General features: G+C 74.2%; 16 protein-coding genes. 11 read left to right on the forward strand and 5 right to left on the reverse strand.

The window, feature by feature from the left end:
- Positions 1-101 precede the first annotated feature (101 nt).
- The 3 genes from ABD335_RS09620 to ABD335_RS09630 all read left to right on the forward strand — a co-directional run bounded on the left by ABD335_RS09620 (position 102) and on the right by ABD335_RS09630 (position 3,482).
- The gene (locus tag ABD335_RS09620; protein WP_344322115.1) at positions 102-842 is read left to right on the forward strand and encodes a hypothetical protein; all 741 of its coding nucleotides are present in this window, start codon (positions 102-104) and stop codon (positions 840-842) included.
- Positions 839-2,347 carry an NADH-ubiquinone oxidoreductase-F iron-sulfur binding region domain-containing protein gene (locus ABD335_RS09625; RefSeq protein WP_344321729.1) on the forward strand — a complete coding sequence of 503 codons (1,509 nt, stop codon included), beginning with the start codon at positions 839-841 and terminating at the stop codon, positions 2,345-2,347. Before ABD335_RS09620 ends, ABD335_RS09625 begins: the two co-directional genes overlap by 4 nt.
- Positions 2,348-2,513: 166 nt before the next feature.
- Positions 2,514-3,482: an SCO0930 family lipoprotein gene (locus ABD335_RS09630; RefSeq protein WP_344321731.1), complete on the forward strand. Its 969-nt coding sequence runs from the start codon at positions 2,514-2,516 to the stop codon at positions 3,480-3,482.
- Between the two features lie 195 nt (positions 3,483-3,677).
- Here ABD335_RS09630 and ABD335_RS09635 read toward each other — a convergent pair whose 3' ends face one another.
- A complete protein-coding gene (locus ABD335_RS09635; protein WP_344321732.1) occupies positions 3,678-4,850 on the reverse strand; it encodes an acyl-CoA dehydrogenase family protein in 1,173 nt (390 codons plus the stop codon).
- 255 nt (positions 4,851-5,105) lie between these two features.
- Here ABD335_RS09635 and ABD335_RS09640 point away from each other — a divergent pair, with 255 nt between their 5' ends.
- Positions 5,106-6,815, forward strand: coding sequence for a bifunctional 3'-5' exonuclease/DNA polymerase (locus tag ABD335_RS09640; protein WP_344321733.1), 1,710 nt, complete (start codon positions 5,106-5,108; stop codon positions 6,813-6,815).
- Here the strand turns inward: ABD335_RS09640 and ABD335_RS09645 are convergent.
- Positions 6,797-7,696: an alpha/beta fold hydrolase gene (locus tag ABD335_RS09645; protein ID WP_344321734.1), complete on the reverse strand. Its 900-nt coding sequence runs from the start codon at positions 7,694-7,696 to the stop codon at positions 6,797-6,799. The genes ABD335_RS09640 and ABD335_RS09645 overlap by 19 nt on opposite strands.
- Before the next feature lie 271 nt (positions 7,697-7,967).
- Here ABD335_RS09645 and gndA point away from each other — a divergent pair, with 271 nt between their 5' ends.
- From gndA to ABD335_RS09675, 6 genes are all read left to right on the forward strand, one after another.
- Positions 7,968-9,428, forward strand: a complete 1,461-nt coding sequence (gene gndA, locus ABD335_RS09650; protein ID WP_344321735.1) for an NADP-dependent phosphogluconate dehydrogenase — start codon at positions 7,968-7,970, stop codon at positions 9,426-9,428.
- Between the two features lie 255 nt (positions 9,429-9,683).
- Positions 9,684-10,859 carry a S1 family peptidase gene (locus ABD335_RS09655; protein ID WP_344321736.1) on the forward strand — a complete coding sequence of 392 codons (1,176 nt, stop codon included), beginning with the start codon at positions 9,684-9,686 and terminating at the stop codon, positions 10,857-10,859.
- A 420-nt stretch (positions 10,860-11,279) separates the two neighbouring features.
- Complete coding sequence (locus ABD335_RS09660; RefSeq protein ID WP_344321738.1) at positions 11,280-12,527, forward strand: glucarate dehydratase family protein; 1,248 nt, start codon at positions 11,280-11,282, stop codon at positions 12,525-12,527.
- A gap of 225 nt (positions 12,528-12,752) precedes the next feature.
- Positions 12,753-12,956 carry a cold-shock protein gene (locus ABD335_RS09665; RefSeq protein ID WP_344321739.1) on the forward strand — a complete coding sequence of 68 codons (204 nt, stop codon included), beginning with the start codon at positions 12,753-12,755 and terminating at the stop codon, positions 12,954-12,956.
- Positions 12,957-13,303: 347 nt separating this feature from the next.
- Entirely contained in the window at positions 13,304-14,773 is a 1,470-nt protein-coding gene (locus ABD335_RS09670; protein ID WP_344321740.1) for a DEAD/DEAH box helicase, read from the forward strand.
- A 134-nt stretch (positions 14,774-14,907) separates the two neighbouring features.
- Positions 14,908-15,108 carry a DUF2795 domain-containing protein gene (locus tag ABD335_RS09675; RefSeq protein WP_344321741.1) on the forward strand — a complete coding sequence of 67 codons (201 nt, stop codon included), beginning with the start codon at positions 14,908-14,910 and terminating at the stop codon, positions 15,106-15,108.
- A 97-nt stretch (positions 15,109-15,205) separates the two neighbouring features.
- Here ABD335_RS09675 and ABD335_RS09680 read toward each other — a convergent pair whose 3' ends face one another.
- Together ABD335_RS09680 and ABD335_RS09685 are read right to left on the reverse strand one after the other, a co-directional pair.
- A complete protein-coding gene (locus tag ABD335_RS09680; RefSeq protein ID WP_344321742.1) occupies positions 15,206-15,409 on the reverse strand; it encodes a hypothetical protein in 204 nt (67 codons plus the stop codon).
- Between the two features lie 207 nt (positions 15,410-15,616).
- A complete protein-coding gene (locus ABD335_RS09685; RefSeq protein ID WP_344321744.1) occupies positions 15,617-16,543 on the reverse strand; it encodes a phosphorothioated DNA-binding restriction endonuclease in 927 nt (308 codons plus the stop codon).
- A gap of 131 nt (positions 16,544-16,674) precedes the next feature.
- Between ABD335_RS09685 and ABD335_RS09690 the strand changes: the two genes are divergently transcribed.
- Positions 16,675-18,423, forward strand: a complete 1,749-nt coding sequence (locus ABD335_RS09690; protein WP_344321745.1) for an alpha-glucosidase — start codon at positions 16,675-16,677, stop codon at positions 18,421-18,423.
- A 589-nt stretch (positions 18,424-19,012) separates the two neighbouring features.
- Here the strand turns inward: ABD335_RS09690 and ABD335_RS09695 are convergent.
- A complete protein-coding gene (locus ABD335_RS09695; RefSeq protein ID WP_344321747.1) occupies positions 19,013-22,141 on the reverse strand; it encodes an AfsR/SARP family transcriptional regulator in 3,129 nt (1,042 codons plus the stop codon).
- Positions 22,142-22,390 lie beyond the last annotated feature (249 nt).

The following is a 22,390-nucleotide window of genomic DNA, read 5'->3' on the forward strand; positions in this document are numbered from 1 at the left end:
GATTCACGACCGGAGAAGGACCGGACACGAGGAGAGTGTTCGGCCACCGCCCGCTCGGGAGGTTCCGTTTGTCCCCGCCACCCCCCTCTCCCAGCCCCGTGATGCAACCGCCCCGCTCGCGCCGGGCCCAGCGTCCCCAGCGTCCGCCGGGCACCCCGCGCGTGCAGCGCGCGCAGCTCTCCAGAGGGCGGCACGCCGGAGGGGCCCGGCCCAACGTGCTCCGCGGCCTGGCCCTGGCCGCCCTGCTCGCCCTGCTCGTCGCCGCCAACGCGGGCGCGCTGCGGAGGTTCTGGGAATTCCTCGACTTCGGCGCCGGAGTGCTGGCGCTGGTGTCGCTCTCCGCCACGGTGCTGTGGGGCCTGGCCGCCACCGATCGGATGCTGCTGGACTCCGGCCACCGGCTGCTCGCCCAGGCCGTGCACCGGGGCACGGCCGTCGCCGGCCTCGGCTTCCTGGCACTGCACATCTGGGTGAAGGTCGCCGAGGGACGCGCGAGCGCCGCGGCCGTGCTGGTGCCGTTCACCGACGCGGGCAGACCGCTGCTGATCGGACTCGGCACCCTCGCGGGCTACCTGTTCCTGGTCGCGGCGGTCACCGGCGCGGTGCGCAGCGCCTTCGCCGTCCGGGGCCGCTCACGGTGGTGGCGCGCCCTGCACATGTGCGCCTACCTGGCCTGGTGCGCCGCGCTGGTGCACGGCCTGCGCTCCGGAAGGCCGGCCGCCGACTGGGCGGTCGCCGGGTACGCGCTGGCCCTGGCCGGTACCGGGGTCGCGCTCGCGACGCGCCTGGTCACCTCGCGGCGCGCCGGCACCGCGGCCTCCGCCCGCGGGAGGGAGACGTGAGCCAACCGGTCGCCACGCTCGCCTCCGTGGGACCGCCCCGCCTGCTGGCGGGACTGCACGAGGTGGCGCGCCTGGACCGCGTCGCACACCTGACCCGGCACGGCTCGCTGCCACGGCTGCGCGCCCAGGAGGTGATCGAGCTCGCGGAGAACATCGACCTGCGCGGGCGCGGCGGGGCGGGCTTCCCCTTCGCCCGCAAGATGCGGGCCGTGGTGGAGTCCGCCCGGCGCAGGGACGGCCGCTCGGTCGTCGTGGTCAACGGCAGCGAGGGGGAGCCCGGTTGCCTGAAGGACACCGCGCTGCTCCTCCAGGCACCGCACCTGGTCGTCGACGGCGCCGTCCTGGCCGCCACGGCGATGGGCTCGGAGGGCGTGTGGATCGGGGTGACCCGCACCGACGTGCAGCGCTCGGTCCAGGCGGCCGTCGACGAACGCGGCCCCACCGGACCCCGCGTGCGGGTGTCCCTGCTGCCCGAACGGTTCGTCACCGGCGAGAGCAGCGCCATGATCGGCGGCATCGGCCAGGGCACCGCCCTTCCCTCGGGCCGCCGGATCCGCTCCAGCGACAGCGGGCTCGGTGGTCTGCCCACCCTGTTCTCCAACACCGAGACCTTCGCCCAGCTCGCCGTCGCCGCCCGGCTCGGCGCGCTGGAGTACCGCTCGGTCGGCCTGCCCACCGAGCCCGGCACCACGCTGCTGACGGTGGCCGGATCGGTGGTCGTGGAGACCCCGACCGGCGTCCCCCTGCCGTACGTCCTCCAACTGTGCGGCCTGGACGTCGGCCAGGGCGTGCTCGTCGGCGGCTACCACGGCACCTTCGTGGGGCCGGAGGCCGCCTGGTCGGCGACGATCTCCCGCGACTCCCTCGCCGAGTACGGCGCGGTGCTCGGCGCGGGCGCGGTGCTGCCGATGCCCGAGACGACCTGCCCGGTGGGCGAGACGGCTCGGGTGGCGCGCTGGATGGCGGGCGAGACCGCGGGCCAGTGCGGGCCCTGCTTCCTGGGCCTGCCCTCGCTCGCCGACGCCCTGGAGGAGGTCGCGAACGGCGGGGGCCCGGCCGCCCTGGACGCCGTGCGCGCCCGCATCGCCACCGTCGCCAAGCGCGGGGCGTGCAGCCACCCCGACGGCACCGGCCGCTTCGTGAAGTCGGCGCTGGAGTCCTTCCCCGAGGAGTTCTCCGACCACGCGCTCGGCCGGGGCTGCGGGCGGCCGGTGGCCGGTGTGCTGCCGCTGCCGCCGGAGACCGACGCCCTTCCCCTCCTCGCCCTGCCGTCCGGCTCCGGCGCCTCCCGGGAGCGTCCGGAGGAGAGCCCGGAGAAGCTGGTCGTGGACTGGACGCTGTGCCAGGGGCACGGGCTGTGCGCCGACATCGTCCCCGACGTGATCCGGCTGGGCCCGGACGGCTACCCGTCGAAGGCGTCCGCCCCCGTCCCCGCGCACCTGCGGCAGCAGGCGCTGCGCGCGGTGCGCCGCTGCCCCGCCCTGGCGCTCCGCATCCAGGACTGATCCAGGACCGACGGCGCCCGGCACCGACGGCCCCTCCGCGCCCGCCCCCGTCGCCGGATTGTCACGGCACGACAACTTTCCGGGGGTTTGAACGCCCGCCGGCCACCCCTCGTATCCCCCGGCGACAACGGCGGAAGACCGCCGGACCGGTGCGAAGGAGTTGGTCATGAGGAATCGGCGGTACGCGGCGGCGGGCGCGGTGGTCGCGGCGGTGCTGGTGGTGTCGGGCTGCGGCAGCGGCCAGGCGTCCTCCCCGCAGGACGGCACGGTCCAGCCCGCGGGCAACGGCTCGCCGGCCGCGCCCGGGTACTCGGGCGGCTACGGGGACGGCGGGAGCGACAGCACCGAACAGGCCGGCCGGAGCACCGACCGCGGCGGCCCGGCCGGAGTGCTGACCCTCCGCGAGGACGCCGAGTTGGGCGAGGTCGTCGCCGACGACAAGGGCTGGACGCTCTACCGGTTCGACAAGGACTCCGCCGACCCGCCCGCCTCCAACTGCGACGGCGACTGCGCCGCGGCGTGGCCGCCGGTGCCGGCCGACGACGCCGGGGCCGCGTCCGGGATGGACCCCGAGCTGCTCGGTTCGGTCGAACGTTCCGACGGCAGCACGCAGCTCACCCTGGGCGGCCGGCCGGTGTACCGCTACGCGAAGGACACCGAGCCCGGCGACACCAAGGGCCACGGCGTGGGCGGCACCTGGAGCGCGCTGGCCGCCGACGGCAAGAAGGCCGGGCAGGACGGCGGCGCCGCGGACGAGCCGGCCGGGAACGGCGACGCCGCCCCCGCCCGGCTCTCGCTCGCCGACGACCCCGGGCTCGGCGAGATCGTGGTGGACGCGCAGGGCAGGACGCTCTACCGGTTCGACAAGGACTCCGCCTGGCCGATGAAGACCAACTGCCTGGGCGAGTGCCTGAAGACGTGGAAGCCCGCCAAGCCCGTCGACAAGAACCGCATCGAGGGCATCGACCCCAAGCTGATCACCACCTTCACGCGCCCCGACGGAACCGAGCAGCTCTCGATCGACTGCCGGCTGCTGTACTGGTTCACCGGCGACACCGCGCCCGGCGACACCAACGGCCACGGCGTGGGCGGCGTCTGGCACGCCGTCACCAAGGACGGCAAGAAGGCGAAGTAGGCCGGTTCCGGCCCGGCCCCCTCGAGGCGCCGGGCCGGAACCCCGCCCGCGCGAGGGTGTGCGCGCGTCCCCCGGCGCGGGTGGCGCGGGCGGGTGTTCCGGACCGGTACACACGGAAGACGGCGGTCCGCGGCGGCCTCCCGGTGGACGGGAGGGGACGTCGCGGACCGCCGTCGCGCGCGGCGCCGGGCCGGTTCAGCGGCTCTCGGGGCCCACGAGGTGGCGGGCGATCACCACCCGCTGGATCTGGTTGGTGCCCTCGACGATCTGCAGGACCTTGGCCTCCCGCATCAGCCGCTCGACCGGGTAGTCGCGGGTGTAGCCGTACCCGCCGAGGAGCTGGACCGCGTCCGTGGTGATCCGCATCGCGACGTCCGTGCAGAACAGCTTGGCCATCGCGGCCTGCCGGACGAACCGCCCGCCGGCGTCGCGCAGCCGGGCCGCGGCCAGGTACAGGGCCCGGCCGGCCTCGATCTGCGTGGCCATGTCGGCGAGCATGAACCGCACGCCCTGGAAGTCGGAGACGGGACGGCCGAACTGCTCGCGTCCGACCGTGTAGGCCAGCGCCTCGTCCAGGGCGGCCTGGGCGACGCCGATCGCGCAGGCGGCGATGCCCAGGCGGCCGGAGGCGAGCGCTTCCAGGGCTATGGCGAAGCCCTGGCCCTCCTCGCCGATCCGGCGGCCGTCGGGGACGCGGACCCCGTCGAAGTGGACCTGGGCGGTCGGCGAACCGTTCATGCCCATCTTCCGCTCGGGCGCGGCGGCGCTCAGCCCCTCGGCGTCGCCGGGGACGAGGAACGCGGTGACGCCCCGGGGGCCCGGGCCGCCGGTGCGGGCCAGGACGGTGTAGAAGTCGGCGACGCCGCCGTGGGTGATCCACGCCTTGGTGCCGTCGATCACCCAGTCGTCCCCGTCCCGCACGGCGCGGGTGCGCATCGCGGCGGCGTCGGAGCCGGAGGCGGGCTCGGAGAGGCAGTACGCGCCCAGCAGCCCGCCGGTGAGCATGGCCGGGAGGAACTCGGCGCGCTGCTCCTTGGTGCCGTGGTGGGCCAGGGCGTGGCAGGCGAGGGTGTGGACGCTGACGCCGAGGCCGACGGTGAGACGGGCCGCGGCGAGTTCCTCCAGGACCTGGAGGTACACCTCGTAGGGCTGGTTGCCGCCGCCGAACTCCTCGTCGTAGGGGAGGGAGAGCAGCCCGGCCTCCGACAGGAGGGCGAAGGTCTCGCGCGGGAAGCGCCCGGCCTCCTCTTCCTCGGCGGCGGTCGGCCGGATCTCCCGCCGGGCCAGGTCGCGGACCAGTTCGAGGAGGTCGCGGGCCTCCTCGGTGGGCAGTCGACGTTCCACCGGTTGAGGGCCGTATTCGGTCATCGCGACGCTCTCCTCCCTGTCGGGCGCTGCGGCGGCGAGCGCGCTCGGGGTGTGGCGGCGCCGCCGGGACGTGGTGCTCAGCCGGTACGGCCTCCTCGGGTCACGAGGGCGGCCGACCTGCGGCTGCGGCGATTGGAGTATGCCCGATCGTCGGCACGGCGTCACGGCGGAGGAAGGGCCCGTGGGCGGAGGGCCGGACGGGTGGCCGGCGAGCGGCCGTCGGCGATTGTCGGTGCCCGCTGTCACACTCGCCGTATGCGGGGTGATCAGGGCCGATCGGTGCGCTGGGCGGTGGCGGTGACGGCCGAGGGCGCGGCCCGGCTGTGCCCGCTGGACGGGCGCGGGCGCGCGGCCGGGCCGGTGGTGACCGAGCCGGACGTGGCGCGGGCCGTCGCGGCGCGGCCGGAGGCGGCGCGGTGGGTGTGGCGGTCGACGGCGGAGGTGTATCCGCGGCTGCTGGACGCCGGGGTGCGGGTGGAGCGCTGCTACGACGTCGAGGCGGCCGAGGCGCTGCTGCTGGGGCACGAGGGGCGGTGGGGCGAGCCGCGGTCGCTGGCCGCGGCGTGGGCGCGGCTGCACCGGCGGCCGGTGCCGGAGGACCCGCCGCTGCCCGGGGCCGACCTCCAGCCCTCGCTGTTCGCGCCGGGTCCGGTGCCGCTGCCGTCGGGCACGGATCCGCTCGGGGCGCTGTTGGAGGTGTACGCCGACCAGGTGAGGCGGGCGGAGGCGGCCGAGCACCCGGAGCGGATGCGGATGCTGTTGGCCGCCGAGTCGGCGGGGACGCTGGTGGCGGTGGAGATGGGCCGGGCGGGGGTGCCCTGGCGGGCCGACGTCCACCGGAGGCTGCTGGACGAACTGCTCGGCGAGCGCTATCCGGGCAGCGGGGAGCCCCGGCGCCTGGCGGAGCTGGCCGAGGAGGTCTCGCGCGCCTTCGGGCCCGGGGTGCGGGTGCGGCCGGAGGTGCCCGCGGAGGTCGTCAGGGCGTTCGCCCGGGCCGGAATCCGGCTGTCGTCCACCCGGGCGTGGGAGCTGCGGAGGATCGACCACCCGGCCGTGGCCCCGCTGCTGCGGTACAAGCGGCTCCACCGGCTGTACACCGCGCACGGCTGGTCCTGGCTGCGCTCGTGGGTGCGCGACGGCCGCTTCCACCCCGAGTACGTCCCCGGCGGCACGGTCTCGGGGCGCTGGACCACCAACGGCGGGGGCGCGCTGCAGATCCCGAAGGTGGTGCGGCGGGCGGTGGTGGCCGATCCGGGGTGGCGGCTGGTGGTCGCCGACGCCGCCCAGATGGAACCGAGGGTGCTGGCCGCGATCTCCCGCGACCGCGGACTGATGGAGGTGGCCGGCAGCGGCCGGGACCTGTACTCGGTGCTGTCGGACCGGGCCTTCGGCGGCGACCGGGACCGGGCCAAGCTGGCGCTGCTGGGCGCGGTGTACGGCCAGACCTCGGGCGACGGCCTGCGCCACCTGGCGGATCTGCGGCGCCGCTTCCCGGCGGCGGTGGCGTACGTGGACGAGGCGGCACGGGCCGGCGAGGAGGGCCGCCTGGTGCGCACCTGGCTGGGGCGCACCTGCCCGCCCGCGACCGCGCCGGGCGAGGACGACGGGAGCGGCGCGGACGGCGGGACGGCCCCCGAGGAGGCGGGCGGAGAGGACGGCGCGTCCGGTGCCCGCGCCCGGGCCCGGGGCCGTTTCACCCGCAACTTCGTGGTGCAGGGCAGCGGGGCCGACTGGATGCTGCTGGTGCTGGCGGCGCTGCGCCGGGCCCTGGCCGGGACGCGGGCGGAGCTGGTGTTCTTCCAGCACGACGAGGTGATCGTGCACTGTCCCGCCGAGGAGGCGGACGCGGTGGTCGAGGCGGTCCGCACGGCGGGCGACGTCGCGGGGCGCACCGCCTTCGGCGAGACGCCGGTGCGCTTCCCGTTCACCACGGCCGTGGTGGAGTGCTATGCCGACGCGAAGTGAGGCGGACGTCCGGGGCCGTCCCGCTCCGGGGCGAGGAAGTCGCGCAGCGCCCCGGCGAGCTGTTCGGGGGCCTCCTCGGCCATGTGGTGACCGCTGTCGATCGTGCCGCAGACGACGTCGTCCGCCCAGGCGCGCCAGATACCGGGGATGTCCGGATAGAGGTCGCCCAGGTCGTCCTTCTCGGACCACAGCACCAGCGTGGGGCAGGTGACGCGGCGGCCCGAGGCCCGGTCGGCATCCTCGTCGCGCCGGTCCACGGTCAGACCGGCCCGGTAGTCCTCCAGCATCGCGCGGACGGTGGCCGGGTCGTGGATGGCCTTCCGGTAGTCCTCCCACGCCTCGGCGCCCATCGCCTCCTTGGAGCCGCCGTACCAGGCGGCGGGGTCGGCGAGGATCGCGCGTTCGGGCTTGTCGGGGACGGCGAAGAAGAACCAGTGGTACCAGGCGCGCGCGAAGCGTTCGTCGCAGCGGGCCAGGTGCTCGCTGATGGGGATGCAGTCGCCGACCGCGAGGCGGGTCACGGCCTCGGGCGCGTCCAGCGCGAGCCGGTGGGCGACGTAGGAGCCTCGGTCGTGGCCGAAGACGGCGAACCGGTCGTGCCCCAGGTGCCGCATCAGCGCCAGGCAGTCGCGGGCCATGGCGCGCTTGGAGTACGGCGCGTGGTCGTCGGTGGTGGGCGGCTTCGAGGACTGCCCGTAGCCGCGCAGGTCGGGACAGACGACGGTGTGGTCCGTCGCGAGCAGGGGCGCGACGCGGTGCCAGGTGGCGTGGGTGCGCGGATGGCCGTGGAGCAGCAGCACGGGCGGGCCCGAGCCGCCGTGGCGCACGCGCAAGGTCGCCTCCCCCACGTCGATGTGCTCCAACGCGAAACCGTCGAACACGCCCGCTCCCTCGACTCGACTGGCCTCCGGCTTCCCCGGGGGGCGGGCCGCCACACCCGCCGGCCCCGACGGCTCGTCCGACTCCTTCCGGTCCGAGGGGCCGTCCGGAACTCGCCGATCCCCTCATCGGCCGGAACATCTCCTCGACGACGTGCGTTCCGGTCTCCTGAGCGGTTCGCGCGCCCCCGGAAACGCGGGGACGCGAGAGCATCGAAGATCACAGCCGTACAACCGAGCGACCGATGTCCCCCGCGTTTCCCAGGAGCCACGCATGAGCAACCCGGCCACGAGCAGCCCGGCGCAGATCGGCGTCACCGGACTGGCCGTCATGGGCCGCAATCTGGCCCGCAACCTCGCCCGCCACGGCTACACCGTCGCCGTGCACAACCGCACCTCCGCCAGGACCCGGGCCCTGGTGGAGGAGTTCGGCCACGAGGGCGACTTCGTGCCCGCCGAGACGCCGGAGGAGTTCGTGGCCGCGCTGGAGCGACCGCGCCGCCTGGTGATCATGGTCAAGGCGGGCGGACCGACCGACGCCGTCATCGAGGAGTTCGCCCCGCTGCTGGACGAGGGCGACATCGTCGTCGACGGCGGCAACGCCCACTTCGCCGACACCCGCCGCCGCGAGCGGCGGCTGCGCGAGCGCGGCATCCACTTCGTCGGCACCGGGATCTCCGGCGGCGAGGAGGGCGCCCTCAACGGCCCCAGCATCATGCCCGGCGGGTCGGAGGAGGCCCACGCGGCGCTCCGTCCGCTGCTGGAGAGCATCGCGGCGAAGGCCGCCGACGGCACGCCCTGCACCACGCACGTCGGCCCCGACGGCGCCGGGCACTTCGTGAAGATGGTGCACAACGGCATCGAGTACGCCGACATGCAGCTCATCGCCGAAGCGTACGACCTGCTGCGCACCGTCGCCGGCTACGAGCCGGCCCGGATCGCCGAGGTCTTCCGCACCTGGAACACCGGCCGCCTGGACTCCTACCTGATCGAGATCACCGCCGAGGTCCTGGCCCACACCGACGCCGCCACGGGCCGGCCCTTCGTCGACGTCGTCGCCGACCGGGCCGAACAGAAGGGCACCGGTCGCTGGACCGTCCAGACCGCCCTGGAGCTGGGCGTGCCGGTCTCCGGCATCGCCGAGGCGGTCTTCGCCCGCTCCCTCTCCGGCCACGCCGCGCTGCGCGAGGCGGCCGCCGAACTGCCCGGCCCGCGCCGTCAGGTCCTGGACGAGCGGGAGGCCGCGCGCTTCGCCGACCAGGTCGAGCAGGCGCTGTACGCCTCGAAGGTCACCTCCTACGCCCAGGGCTGGAACATGATGCAGGCGGCGAGCGAGGAGTACGGCTGGGGGATCGACCTGGGGGCCGTGGCCGCCATCTGGCGCGGCGGCTGCATCATCCGGGCCGCGTTCCTGGACCGCGTCCGCGCCGCCTTCGCCGCCGATCCCACGCTGCCCACCCTGCTGGCCGACGCGGAGTTCGCCAAGGAGATCGGCGAGGCCCAGCCGGCGTGGCGGGCCGTGGTGGCCACGGCCGTCCGCCACGGCGTGCCCGTGCCCGGCTTCTCCGCCGCGCTGGCCTCGTACGACGCCCTGCGGGCCGAGCGGCTGCCGGCGGCCCTCACCCAGGCGCAGCGCGACTACTTCGGCGCCCACACCTACCGGCGCACCGACCGGGCGGGCTCGTACCACACGCTGTGGAGCGGGGACCGTTCCGAGGTGAGCGCCGACATCTGAGCGTCCCGCCGAGCGCCGCCGTCCGAGCGCCCGTCCGCGGCGCCCGCGCCCCGGAGGCCGCTCCTTCCCACCCGCCGGACCGGGTGCGGAAGGAGCGGCCTCCCCCATTGGTATGGACATGTTCTCGGAGCCCCCTCTAGAGTCCTCACCGGACTGGACCTGAGAGCGCTCTCAGTTTCTCTCCGCTGTTCGACCCCACCTCGGCCCCCCACAGGCCGAGCGACAGTAAGGAGACCAACCGTCATGCGACCCGTCATGCGACGCAGAACCGGCGTGCGCGCGAGCCTGTCCGCGCTGTTCGTGCTGGGCACCCTGGCGGCCACGGGAACCGGCCTCTCCTCGGCCGCGGCGGCCCCCGCCCCCGACGCCCCGGCCTCCGCGGAGGCCCCGGCGCAGGCCCTGGTGGACGCCGTGGAACGCGACCTGGGCCTGAGCGAGCACCAGGCGCAGGAGCGGCTGCGGCAGGAGGCGACGGCCGCCCGGGTGGCCCCGAAGGCCGAGAAGGCGGCGGGCACCGCCTTCGGCGGCTCCTGGTTCGACGCCCGCACCGGGAAGCTGGTCGTCGGCGTGACCAGCCGGGAGAAGGCCGAGGCCGTCCGGTCGGCGGGCGCGACGGCCCGGATCGTCGAGCACAGCGCCGAGGAGCTGGACGCCGCCAAGGAGCGGCTCGACGCCCGGGCCGAAAGGAAGGCGGCCCCGTCCGGCGTGAGCAGCTGGCACGTCGACCCCCGCTCCAACAGCGTGGTGGTCAACCTCGTGGAGGGCACCGAGCGCGACGCCGCCGTGCGCGCCTTCCTCGACGACGCGCGCGAGGCCGGCCCGGTCACCGTGCGCGAGAGCGCCGGCGAGGCGCCGCGCACCTTCGCCGCGGGCGTCGTCGGCGGCGACCCGTACTACACCGGCAACGCCCGCTGCTCCATAGGCTTCGCGGTGCACGGCGGCTTCGTCACCGCCGGGCACTGCGGCCGGACCGGGGACTCGGTGCGCGGCTGGGACGGCTCCCAGATGGGGCAGTTCCGGGGCTCGTCCTTCCCCGGCAACGACTACGCCTTCGTGAGCACCGGCCACGGCTGGTGGACGGTCCCGGTGGTGCTGGGCTGGGGCAAGACGCCCGACGTGCTGGTGCGCGGCTCGGCCGAGGCCCCGGTCGGCGCCTCGATCTGCCGCTCGGGCTCCACCACCCAGTGGCACTGCGGCCAGGTGCTGGCCAAGAACGAGACGGTCAACTACAGCCAGGGCGCCGTCCACCAGATGACCAAGACCAGCGTCTGCGCCGAACCCGGCGACTCCGGCGGCTCGTTCATCAGCGGCGACCAGGCCCAGGGCGTGACCTCGGGCGGCTGGGGCAACTGCTCCGGCGGCGGCGAGACCTGGTTCCAGCCGGTCAACGAGATCCTGTCGGTGTACGGCCTGACGCTGCACACCGCCTGACGCCACACCCGCCGCGCACGGGGGGTGCGCGCGGAGGGCCGCCCGGCCGGTGCCGGGCGGCCCTCGTCCGTCCGCGGTCGCACGGCCCCGCGCCCGATGCCCGCGCACGGCGCGGGCGGCGTCACATCGAGCCACCACGAGTCACATACGTGAACACTCCCGCTCCTCCGAGACCGTCCGACGGTGGCCCCCGAACCCTTATCCACCGCGCTCTTGACGCCGATGACGGCCCCTCCTAGGGTGCCCGCAGGTTTACGGAACGGAAGACCGTTCACATCCATGTACGGGAGATCCATGCGGCGATGACGCGGAAGGCCCGGGCACCGACGGACGGCGTCCGCGCCCCGCCGACCCGATCCCCGCGCGCCCGGACCGACGACGGGAGGAACCGGTGGACCACGGCCCGAGGACGGTGGCCGCATGAAGATACGCGACCTGATCGTCACCCCGATCGCCTTCCGGGATCCGCCCCTGCTCAACTCCACCGGCGTGCACGAGCCGCTGGCGCTGCGGTGCGTGCTGGAACTGGTCACCGACGACGGCGTGATCGGCCTCGGCGAGAGCCCCGGCGACAAGGAGCACCTGGAGCGGCTGGCCGTCGCCCGTGAGGCCGTCCTGGGCATGGACGTCTTCGCCACCACCGCCATCGGACGGGCCGTGGACGCCGCGCTCGGCGGACCCGAGGGGCCGGTGCCCACCACCGCGCGGGCCGGGGTCTTCTCCGCCATCGAGGTCGCCTGCCTGGACGCCCAGGGGAAGATCACCGGACGTCCGGTGTGCGACCTGCTGGGCGGGGCCGTCCGCGACGCCGTGCCCTACAGCGCCTACCTGTTCTACAAGTGGGCCGAGCACCCCGCGCAGGACGGCCGCGGCCCGATCCCCGACGAGTGGGGCGAGGCCCTGGACCCCGAGGGCATCGTCGCCCAGGCCGGGCGGATGGTGGACCTCTACGGCTTTCGGTCCCTGAAGCTCAAGGGCGGGGTCTTCCCGCCGGACCAGGAGATAGCCGCCGTCCGCGCCCTGGCCGAGGCGTTCCCCGGCCTGCCGCTGCGGATCGACCCCAATTACGCCTGGACGCCGGAGACCTCGCGGTACGTGGCGCGGGAGCTGGAGGGCGTCCTGGAGTACCTGGAGGACCCGACGCCCGGGTTCGACGGCCTGGCGTCCGTCGCCGCGGCCGCGAGCATGCCGCTGGCCACCAACATGTGCGTGGTCTCCTTCGAGACCATCCGCCCCGCGGTGGAGCGCGGGTCGGTGCAGGTGATCCTCTCCGACCACCACTACTGGGGCGGGCTGCGCCGCACCCGCGAGCTCGGCGCGGTCTGCGAGGCGTTCGGGCTGGGGATGTCCATGCACTCCAACTCCCACCTGGGCATCAGCCTCGCCGCCATGACCCATGTCGCCGCCGCCACCCCGAACCTCACCTACGCCTGCGACACCCACTACCCCTGGAACCACCGGGACGACGTGATCGTCCCCGGCGCGCTGCGCTTCGTCGACGGTTGCGTCCCGGTGCCCGACGGGCCGGGGCTGGGCGTCGAGCTGGACCGGGAGGCGCTGGCCGAGCGCCACCGGACGTACGTCGAGTCGGGCCGCGAGCGGCGCGACGACACCGGCTACCGGTGCCGTCTCGACCCCGACTACGACCCCGCGATCCCCCGCTGGTGACCCCGGCGGGGGTTCCGACCTGGGGTTCCCCCGCCGGCACGGGAAGTGTGCTACGGTTTCACCAGTTGCAGTTTTGGTACCCATGAACTTTGTGCGCGCCTGACGGTTTGTGACCTTCGGGCGTCTTTTGTTTTTCCGGCTCTTCCGGCGGGGTCTCAATACGGCGACACGGAAATCCGCACGGTGCGGATTTCCCGCACTGCCCCGTACATGGAGGAGAACAGCATGGCTACCGGCACCGTGAAGTGGTTCAACGCGGAAAAGGGCTTCGGCTTCATTCAGCAGGACGGCGGCGGCGCCGACGTCTTCGCCCACTACTCGAACATCGCCACCCAGGGCTTCCGCGAGCTCCACGAGGGCCAGAAGGTGACCTTCGACGTCACCCAGGGCCAGAAGGGTCCGCAGGCGGAGAACATCGTCCCGGCCTGACGCCGCGACGCTTCCGTAGCACACGGCACCACCGAGACCGGGGCCCGCACCACAGGGTGCGGGCCCCGGTCCGTGCTTCACCGCTCCGGCATCCGGCGCACCGGCGCGCGCTCTCCCCGTCGCCCGGTGCCCCTCTCGCCGCTCCCTCCGTCTCCGCCTCGTCGCGACGGCCGCGGTCCCGACACCGGTACCGACCACGCGACTCGCCGAACGCACGGCGGCTCCCCACCGCACCGCGGTGGCGAGGGCCGCACTCTTTCACCGGCTCGTTCCCTCGATTCCCCCACCGGTCGTGTCCGCGGGGTCTTCCTCGGCGCGCGCCCCACCGAGGAAGGGTCTTTCCCCGCATGAGTTCCCCCACCCGTTCCACCCGTTCCCCCCGTCCCGCCCGCCGCCGGCCGTCCCGTTCCGCGGTGCCCGCGCAGAGCCGCGCGAGCGCTCCGCCGCGGGACGGGCTCACCGTGCCCGCGGGCACCCCCGGCCTGCCCCCGGTCGCCTCGTTCGCCGAGCTGGACATGCCCGCTCCCCTGCTGGAGGAGCTCGGCCGACAGGGCATCACCGTCCCGTTCCCGATCCAGGCGGCCACCCTGCCCGACTCGCTGGCCGGCCGCGACGTCCTGGGCCGCGGACGCACCGGGTCGGGCAAGACCCTCGCCTTCGGGCTGGCCCTGCTCGCCCGCACCGCCGGCCTGCGCGCCGAGCCCGGCCGTCCCCTGGCCCTGGTGCTCGTGCCCACCCGGGAACTGGCCCAGCAGGTCACCGACGCCCTCACCCCGTACGCCAAGGCCGTGCGGCTGCGCCTGGCCACCGTCGTGGGCGGCCTGTCGATCAACCGTCAGGCCGCCGTCCTCAAGAGCGGGGCCGAGGTGGTCGTGGCGACCCCCGGGCGGCTCGGGGACCTGGTCGAACGCCGCCACTGCCGGCTGGACCGGGTGCGGACCACCGTGCTGGACGAGGCCGACCAGATGGCCGACATGGGCTTCCTCCCCCAGGTCACGGCGTTGCTCCGGCAGGTGCCCGCCGACGGCCGGCGGATGCTGTTCTCCGCCACCCTGGACCGCGACGTGGACAGGCTGGTCCGGCGTTTCCTGTCCGACCCGGTGGTCCACTCCGTGGACCCCCCGGCGAGCGCCGTCACCACGATGGAGCACCACATCCTGAGGGTGGCCACGGAGGACAAGCAGGCCGCCACCACGCGCATCGCCGCCCGCGACGGCCGCGTGATCATGTTCGTGCACACCAAGCGCGCCGTCGACCGCCTGGTCCGGCGCCTGCTGGCCGACGGCGTACGGGCCGCCGCGCTGCACGGCGGGAAGTCCCAGAACCACCGCAACCGCACGCTGGAGCAGTTCCGGGCCGGGCACGCCACGGTCCTGGTGGCCACCAACGTCGCCGCCCGCGGCATCCACGTCGACGGCCTCGACCTGGTCGTCAACGTGGACCCGCCCGCCGACCACAAGGACTACCTCCACCGCGGCGGCCGCACGGCCCGCGCCGGCGAGTCCGGCAGCGTCGTCACCCTCGTCCTGCCCGAGCAGCGCCGCGACGTCGACCGCCTGGTGGCCGCCGCCGGTGTGTCACCGCGCGTCACCACGGTCCGCTCCGACGACGCGGAACTCGCCCGCATCACCGGCGCGAGGCGCCCCTCCGGACGTCCCGTCACCCTCGCCGCGCCGGCCGACGAGCAGCCCCGGCGCGGCGCGGCCGGTCCCCGCACCGGGCGACGCGGCCGGCCGGGGCGGGGACGGCGCACGGCCGCCTCCACCTCCACCTCCGCTTCCGCCTCCCGGCGGACGGGCGGCGACCGGCGGGGCTGAACCCCGGCCGGGCGCCGCGCGGCACCTCCCCGCACCGGGCCGCCCGCCCGAGCGGCGACTTCTTTCGACACGCGCTGAATGTCCCCCGGCCCGTGCGGGTACCCCGGACACCCCACAGAGACCGGAGGTGCCCCATGGGAAAGCTCAACAACCCGATCGAGTTGCAGAAGGCGCTGGGCGGCATGGACTACCCCGCCGACCGCGACGCCCTGGTCGAGCACGCCAAGAAGAAGGGCGCCAAGGAGGAGGTGGTGCAGGAGCTGTCCGCGCTGAAGAAGGACCGTTTCGACGGCCCGGACGACGTCAGCAAGGCGGTCTTCGGCAAGGGCGGCTGACCCCGCACACGGTCACACGGCGTCCGATCGGGGCGCGGCCCGCCTGGGGCCGCGCCCCGATCGTGCGGGCGCCGCGGGGTGTCCCGCCCGTGCGTCCCTAGCGGTTGCCCTCGCCCTTCTCGCCGGTGAAGTCCTCGCGGTCCACACCGGCCTCGGACATGGCGTCCTCCAACTCCCGCCCGACGTTCCCCCGGTTCTCGTTGGCCGCCTCGGCCCTGCGCGCGGACTGCTCGCCCTGCTCGTCGAAGACGACCTGGTCGGTCTTCTCGGTCTTGGGCCGGTTCTCCTCGGGCGTGCTCATGACGGTCTCCTCGCTCCGTGACGTCCTGCGACAATCCGTGGTCCTCGTGGATCCTCCGGACAGCGGACGCCGTACCCGTTTACGGCCGGCACATGCGGACCGGACCGGGAACCGCCGCCGCGGCACCGTCCCGGCACGGATGTCCGCCACCGCGCCGGGAACCCGCCGCTCCGCCCCGACCGCGCGGGAGCGCCGAGGCGACGCCCCTCACCGTCCGGCTCGGGCGGTCGTCGCGAGCGGCTCGTGTTTGAAGACCTGGCGGTCGTGCCAGGCGACGAAGGCCGCGCCCACGGTGGGCCGTCCGGGGCGCGGCCGGGCCAGCGGAGTGCCGTCGAGGTCGTGGACGGCCCGCCCCGCCCGACCGCGGGCGGCGTACCGGGGCGAGACACGAACGCGCAGGTCGGGCGTGAGGCCGAGCGCTCCCAGGTCGAACAGCGCGTGGTGCAGCGCGCACAGCGCGAGGCCGTTGTCCGGCTCGTCCGGGCCGTCCTGGCTGTGCCACCGGACGTGGGCGGCCTCCAGACCGACCGGGGCGCCGCCCAGCCTCCCGTCGTAGCCGCACATCGCGCAGGCGAAGCCGTACGCGTGCAGCACCTCCTCGGCGAAGCCCGACCGGCGCGGGCGCCGCCCCCGGGCCGGGCCCACGAGCGCCGCCTCCTCCAGGACGGGCGGGCCCAGCCCGGCGTCGGCGCGGATCACGGGTTCGAGCGCGGGGGTGAAGTGCCGGTCCAGCAGCAGCCGGGCGGCGGCGGTCAGGGTCCCGGGGTCGGCCAGGAGCCGTTCGACGGCCGGGAGGAGCCGTCCGGTCGCGCCCCGGGCGCGCAGCCAGGAGCCGCGCTCGGGAGCGGACGGGGGTATCGGCCGGCCGTCGGCGTCCCGCGGGTCCCACAGGGTGCGCTCCAGGTGCACGAACGGCATGGCGGCGCGGTCGGAGGACCTGGCGGGCGGACCGTAGTCGTCGATCATGCGGCCGACCGGCTCCTCGGCCTCGGCGTAGGAGACGACCGTGGTGCCGGTGGCGGCGAAGCGGCCCAGCAGCCACAGCAGCAGGAGCGGCTTGTGCGGGGCGCGCTGCCCGCCGACGGAAGCCCGTCGCAGGCGCGTCAACGCGGACAGCAGTTCGTCTCTCGTCATCACGTCCTTCGTCACGGCGGACCACGGTGCCACGGCGGGCCGGACGGCGCCGGAAAAAAGGGGGGATGGGCGCGGGCACCGCCCGGGTAGGTCTCCGAGGACGGCTCCCCCTGCGAGACGAGGCCTGCCCCATGACCGCGACCGCCGGCACGGACGAACCGTGGTGGAAGACCGCCGTGGTGTACCAGATCTACCCCCGCAGCTTCGCCGACTCCGACGGGGACGGCATCGGCGACCTGCGCGGGATCCTCGGGAGACTGGACCACCTGGCGGAGTTGGGCGTCGACGTGCTCTGGCTCTCCCCCGTCCATCCCTCACCGCACGACGACAACGGCTACGACATCTCCGACTATTACGGTATAGACCCGATGTACGGCACCCTGGCCGACTTCGACGAGCTGCTGGCCGCCGTCCACGACCGGGGCATGCGCCTGGTGATGGACCTGGTGGTCAACCACACCTCCGACGAGCACCCGTGGTTCGTGGCGTCGCGCGACGGCGGTCCGGACGGCCCCCTGCGGGACTGGTACTGGTGGCGGCCCGCCCGCCCCGGCACCGTCCCCGGCACACCGGGCGCCGAGCCGAACAACTGGGGGTCGTTCTTCTCCGGGCCCGCCTGGGAGTACGACGAGACCAGCGGCGAATACCACCTGCACCTGTTCTCCCGCAAACAGCCCGACCTCAACTGGGAGAACCCCCGGGTGCGCCAGGCGGTGTACGCCATGATGCGCTGGTGGTTGGAGCGGGGCGTGGACGGCTTCCGGATGGACGTGATCAACCTCGTCTCCAAGGACCCGTCCCTGCCCGACGGCGCCGTGCCCGAGGACGGCCGGTACGGCGACGGCTCCCCGTACTACGTCTGCGGACCGCGCATCCACGAGTACCTGGCCGAAATGCACCGGGAGGTGTTCGCGGGGCACCCGGAACGGCTGCTGACGGTCGGCGAGATGCCCGGCGTGACCATCGAGCAGGCGCGGCTGTTCACCGACCCGGCGCGGGCCGAGGTGGACATGGTGTTCCAGTTCGAGCACGTCCAACTCGACCACGGCGTGGGCAAGTTCGACCCCCGTCCGCTGCGGCTGCCGGAGTTGAAGGCGTCGCTGGCCCGCTGGCAGACCGGGCTGGGCGAGGTGGGCTGGAACAGCCTGTACTGGAACAACCACGACCAGCCCCGCGCCGTCTCCCGCTTCGGCGACGACGGCCCCGTCCACCGGGTGCGCTCGGCGACCGCGCTGGCCACGGTGCTGCACCTGCACCGCGGCACGCCGTACGTCTACCAGGGCGAGGAGTTGGGCATGACCAACGCCCCGTTCGCCTCCGTCGAGGACTTCCGCGACATCGAGTCGCTCAACCACCACGCCCACGCCGTCGCCGACGGGGCCGACCCGGAGAAGGTGCTCGACGCGCTCCGCGCGATGGGCCGCGACAACGCCCGCACCCCCGTGCAGTGGGACGACTCCCCGCACGCCGGTTTCACCCAGGGCACTCCCTGGCTCCCCGTCAACCCCAATCACACGGAGATCAACGCCGCCGCGGCGGTCGCCGATCCGGGGTCGGTGTACCACCACTACCGCCGACTGATCGCGCTGCGCCACACCGAACCGGCGGTGGCCTTCGGCGACTTCACGCTGCTGCTGCCGGACGACGAGCGGATCTGGGCCTTCACGCGCCGCCACGAGGACGCCTCCGGCGGCGTCATCGAACTGCTGGTGCTCGCCAACCTCGGCTCCGAACCGGCCTCCGCCCCCGTCCCCGCCGACTGGGCGGGCGCCGAGGCGCTGATCACCAACCATTCCGGCGCGGCCCCGCTCACCTCCCCCGCCACGCCCCTCGCCCCGTGGGAGGCCCGCGTCCACCGCCGCCGCGCCACGGGGGGTTGAACACGCCCGCGGACGGACGCGTACACAGTCCCGGGGGACACGCACACGGAGCCGTGTACGGCCCGTGTCCCGAATCCGGCCCTTGCCGCGGTCGTTTCCCGGGTATGTCGACTGACGCGGATCGAAAGGACTCCTGCCTCCGGCGGCGCCGGAGGCAGGGCGCGGTGAGGAGCGTGTTCCGGGGTGCAGCCCGGATCATTGGCCACGCCCCTCACCGCAGGGACCGCACCCGCACGCCCGAGGCCGTGGGTGCGGTCCCGCTCAGTACCCCATGCACACCTCCGTCGAAAGGCGTGTCGATGCGGCCTGGGCCGTGGGGGCGGCGAAGGCCACCAACAGCAGGGCTATGAACGGGACGGTTGCGCGGGCGCACCGTGAGGGGCGCCGACTCGACATTGGCATCGAGTTCTCTCTCGTAAAGTGACATGTACATCCCACGGCTGAACCCGGCCGGCCGCGGGGCGACGATCATAGCCCCAGTCGAACACGCGTCACCGACACATCGCACAGAGGTTCGCCGATGACCCCGGGGAGCCAACTCCCAGTTGAACGGGTGCGGTTCGTCGGCCGTTGTCGCGTGGTTCCTCCGTCAGGAAGACTCCTCTTCCCCGGGAGGTTTTCCCTCTTGCCCCTGCTTTGCGGTTGCAGAAACACCGCAGCGCCCGCGCAGGTCTGTGAGCGCTCTCACCGTCTCGGCCTCCTCTCCGGAGGCGTGGATGCGACGAGCGAGGGCGAGGGCGGTCTCCAGGCACTCGACCGCCCGCCGTGTCCGTCCCCTCGCCCGTTCGGTGATCCCCAGTTCGCGCAGGGCCTGGACTTCCTCGTTGGCCGCTCCGATCAGACGGGCCAGTTCGAGGGCCGCCCCGTGCCGGGGGACCGCCTCCTCGTACCGCCCCATCGACCGCAGCACCCTGCCGATGCCGTTGTGCGTGATCGACTCGTTGCGCCTGTCACCCACACCGTGGAACACGGGAAGAGCCTGCCGGTACAGGGAATACGCTTCCCCCGTCCTTCCGGAGTCCAGCGCAAATTCCGCCAGGTTCATCTGGAGGGTGGCCCTGTCGACGGTGTTGCCGGCGACTCCGGCGATTTCCACCGCTTCCCGGTAGCACTGTTCGGCGAGTTCTCCCTCACCCCGTTCCCGGTGCACTTCGCCCATGTTGTTGAGGGCGTAGTACAGGCCCCTCAAATCGCCAACCGACCGGAACCCGCGGACGGCTTCGCGGAAACACTCCAGGGATTTGTCGACCTGTCCCAGGTGCAACAGCGTGATGCCCATGGTGTTCAGGGTTCGGGCCTGTTGCAGACGATCGCGACCGCGTGTCCGCAGGGCCAGTGCGCTCTGTTGGTGCGCGAGGGCCCGCGGATAGAGCCCGCTGTGCCAGAGAGCGAAACCCGACTGGTGGAGGGCCTCGGCCTCCACCTCCCGGTCACCGGCCTCGCGGGCGAGCCGGGACGCGCGGTCGGCGGACTCGACGGCCACCTCGTAAGCCCCCGTGCGGACGCACACCGACCCCAGGTCGAGCAGGGCACGCGCCTCGCTCCGGCGATCCCCCGACTCCCGCCAGTACTCGACCGCCCGGCGGAGCAGCGGCTCGGCGGTGGCCCAATGACCCTCCGTCTCCAGGAATCCGGCCAGCACGTGGGAGAAGATCGCCGCCTCGGCGGGCGATCGACGAGCGCGAACGTACTCGAGTGTCGCGAGGAGATTGGCCCCTTCCACGGCGAACCATTCCCGGGCCCCCACGCGTTCGGTCCACCGCGCGGAATCCGAGGTCCGACGACCGGGTCCCGCCTCGATACGGGAGCGGTGCGGATACACCATGCGGTCGGCGGTGTCCGCCGTGTACAGGTAGTGGTCGAGAAGCCGCTGGACCGCCTGCCGGCCCTCCTCGGCGACGACCAACGTGCGGGCGTACTCGCGCAGCAGGTCGTGCATGCGGTAGCGGTGCGGCGAAGGCTCGATCAGCAGATGGCAGTTGAGGAGATCCTCCAGCACCCGGTCCGTTTCCTCGACGGGCAGTCCGGCCAGCGCGGCGGCGGCGCGGAGGCCGAACTCCGAACCCGTGTGCAGGCTCGACAGGCGGAACACCCTCTGCTGAACGGGGGTGAGGTTCTGGTAGGAGAATTCGAATATCCCGGTGATCCCCCGGTGCGCGTCGCGGATCTCGGTGAGCCGCCCACCGCCCCGCGCCAGGCGTTCGACGAGGTCCGCGGCCGTCCAGGACGGTCGGGCGACGAAGCGGCTCGCCACGATGTCGACCGCCAGGGGCAGATTCCCGCACAACCGCACCACTTCCGCGATCTCCCCGTCGCGGGGAGCCCGCTCGGGGCCGACGCGGCGCCGGAACAGCTCGATCGCGTCCGGCTCCGGCAGGACGTCCAGGGAGAGCGTGCGCACCCCGGCCAGGCCGGTGAGCCGGCGCCGGCCGGTGATCAGCACCAGGGACGGGGAGGCGCCGGGCAGCAGCGGCCGGACCTGCTCCGGACCGGCCGCGTCGTCCAGGATCACCACCGCGCGCCGGTCGGCCATCAGGGTGCGCCACCGGGCCGTCAGTTCGTCCAGCGTGCGCGGGAGCCGGTCCGCCGGCACGCCGAAGAGGCGCAGCAGCTCGGCCAGCGCGTCCCGGGGCTCGCGAGGTTCCCGGGCGGGGTCGTGGCCGCGGAGCGCGAGGTGGACGCGGCCGTCGGGGAAGTGCGCGCTCAGCCGGTGCGCGACGTGGACGGCCAGCGAGGTCTTCCCGACGCCGGCCATGCCGTCGATGGCCTCCAGCGCGACGACGCGCGAGGCCGGGCCGACCGTCGTGGTGGCCGCGGCCACGATCCGGTCGATCTCGTCCCGGCGGCCGACCCAGGGGATGTCCGGCGGCAGGTTGTCGGGGGACGGATGGTCCGGGGGCGGGCGGTCGGGGGGCGGACGGTCCGGGACGACCACCGCCGGGCCGGCGGGCGGCAGCAGCTCCGCCGGCGGGACCCGGTTGACGATGCCCTGCTGGACCCGGTGCAGCCGCTCCCCGCCGTCCACCCCCAGGTCCCGGACCAGCCGGTGCTGGGCACGCTGAAGAAGCCGGGTGGCCTCGGCCGTCCTTCCGGAGCCGTACAGCGCCAGGGCGAGGAGTTCGACCAGCGACTCGTCCAGGGGGTGCCGCTCCACCAGGGCCGACAGCGGCGGCACGGCGTCCGCGTACCGGCCCAGCCGCAGGTCGATCCCGGCGCGCAGCACGGTGGCCGCGGAGCTCTCGCGGGCGAGCTCGCCGCGCACCTCCTCGGCCCACAGGCCGTACATCCCGGTCAGCGGCTCGCTCCGCCACAACCCGGACGCCTCGTCGAGCAGGCGCAGCGCCCCGTGCGGATCGCCGCTCTCCGCGCGGGCGCGGGCCCGGCCGACGAGGCCGAGGTAGCGCCGCACGTCCACCGTCCCGGGGTCGGCTTCGAGCGTGTAGGTCTGCGCGCGCCCCGTCAGCGGGGGCGCCTCCGGTCCGCCGAGGTCCCGCATGGCCTTGCGGATGCGCGACACGAGGGTGTGGAGGTTCCCGCGCGCCCCGGCCGGCGGGGTGCCGTCCCAGACGCGGCGGATCAGGGTGTCGACGTGCACCGCGCGGCCCGTGTCCCAGGCGAGCGCCGCCAGGACGTGGCGTCCCTTCGCCGAGACGGACGTGCCGCGCCGTTCACCGGCCCGCAGCTCGACGGGCCCGAAAAGCAGTATCCGGAACTCCACCAGCGCCCCTCTCGCCGGTACCGCCCCGCGGTGGCAAAAGCATGGCAGCGCGTCACCGCGGCGATCCAGAGAGCATCGGGACATCGGCTGAAAACCAGTCAGATCGGCGACGAGAGCGATCGAACGTCGTCCTCACGGGGAATTCATCGGGTCAGGGGTTGCGGATCAAGAGCGGCTGTGCAAGCACCCGCCGCCACCCCGGAAGCACACCGGGAAGGGGGTCGGGGGGACCGGTGTCGGACAGGGAAG

Origin of the sequence: Streptomyces macrosporus (assembly GCF_039533145.1) — a bacterium.
Lineage (GTDB): Bacteria > Actinomycetota > Actinomycetes > Streptomycetales > Streptomycetaceae > Streptomyces > Streptomyces macrosporus.

Excerpts from the sequence above, each read along its gene's own strand:
- ABD335_RS09620 (WP_344322115.1), top strand. The coding sequence starts at position 102 with ATGCAACCGCCCCGCTCGCGCCGGGCCCAGCGTCCCCAGCGTCCGCCG.
- ABD335_RS09630 (WP_344321731.1), top strand. The coding sequence starts at position 2,514 with ATGAGGAATCGGCGGTACGCGGCGGCGGGCGCGGTGGTCGCGGCGGTG.
- ABD335_RS09635 (WP_344321732.1), bottom strand. The coding sequence starts at position 4,850 with ATGACCGAATACGGCCCTCAACCGGTGGAACGTCGACTGCCCACCGAG.
- ABD335_RS09640 (WP_344321733.1), top strand. The coding sequence starts at position 5,106 with ATGCGGGGTGATCAGGGCCGATCGGTGCGCTGGGCGGTGGCGGTGACG.
- gndA (WP_344321735.1), top strand. The coding sequence starts at position 7,968 with ATGAGCAACCCGGCCACGAGCAGCCCGGCGCAGATCGGCGTCACCGGA.
- ABD335_RS09655 (WP_344321736.1), top strand. The coding sequence starts at position 9,684 with ATGCGACGCAGAACCGGCGTGCGCGCGAGCCTGTCCGCGCTGTTCGTG.
- ABD335_RS09660 (WP_344321738.1), top strand. The coding sequence starts at position 11,280 with ATGAAGATACGCGACCTGATCGTCACCCCGATCGCCTTCCGGGATCCG.
- ABD335_RS09665 (WP_344321739.1), top strand. The coding sequence starts at position 12,753 with ATGGCTACCGGCACCGTGAAGTGGTTCAACGCGGAAAAGGGCTTCGGC.
- ABD335_RS09670 (WP_344321740.1), top strand. The coding sequence starts at position 13,304 with ATGAGTTCCCCCACCCGTTCCACCCGTTCCCCCCGTCCCGCCCGCCGC.
- ABD335_RS09675 (WP_344321741.1), top strand. The coding sequence starts at position 14,908 with ATGGGAAAGCTCAACAACCCGATCGAGTTGCAGAAGGCGCTGGGCGGC.
- ABD335_RS09680 (WP_344321742.1), bottom strand. The coding sequence starts at position 15,409 with ATGAGCACGCCCGAGGAGAACCGGCCCAAGACCGAGAAGACCGACCAG.
- ABD335_RS09685 (WP_344321744.1), bottom strand. The coding sequence starts at position 16,543 with ATGACGAGAGACGAACTGCTGTCCGCGTTGACGCGCCTGCGACGGGCT.
- ABD335_RS09690 (WP_344321745.1), top strand. The coding sequence starts at position 16,675 with ATGACCGCGACCGCCGGCACGGACGAACCGTGGTGGAAGACCGCCGTG.